1 protein-coding gene is annotated in these 384 nt (G+C 40.9%); it reads right to left on the bottom strand.

The genetic code is table 11. The features are described 5' to 3' along the window. Positions 1-384: FAD-binding protein (locus tag C1G53_RS12490; protein WP_153046738.1), on the bottom strand; the 384-nt coding region annotated here is incomplete at both ends.

Raw genomic sequence — 384 nt, 5'->3', positions numbered from 1 at the left:
TTCAAAGCATGGTCCATACCTGATGTACGACCAAATGCCGCATCATTTTTGTCTGCCACAGCCTTGTTCCAAGTATCAAGTGTTGTTTGAAGAGCATCCGCAGGTACACCAATTTCTTTAGCCAAATCTGCAAGAGTAGCACCCGTTTTTACAAGACCTTTTTCTTCATATTGAGCAATAGCCTTCACACGATCTTTCAAGGCATCATCAAAGATAACATAAGCATAGTTTGGATCCAAACTATTGATAGCCGCAGAAACTTTATCACGAGTTTCCAATTCGTTAACAAAACGCTCACCTTTTGAGTTGACAAGGATAGCACCTTCGCCACGAACTGCTTCTGTAATCAAGTAAGAAGTTTCTTGCTCAACACTTGGGTGAATT

This window comes from Streptococcus suis (assembly GCF_002960445.1).
GTDB classification, from domain to species: domain Bacteria; phylum Bacillota; class Bacilli; order Lactobacillales; family Streptococcaceae; genus Streptococcus; species Streptococcus hyiners.
The sequence above is the reverse complement of the archived record's forward strand: the minus strand, read 5'-3'. Positions and strand labels throughout refer to the sequence as shown.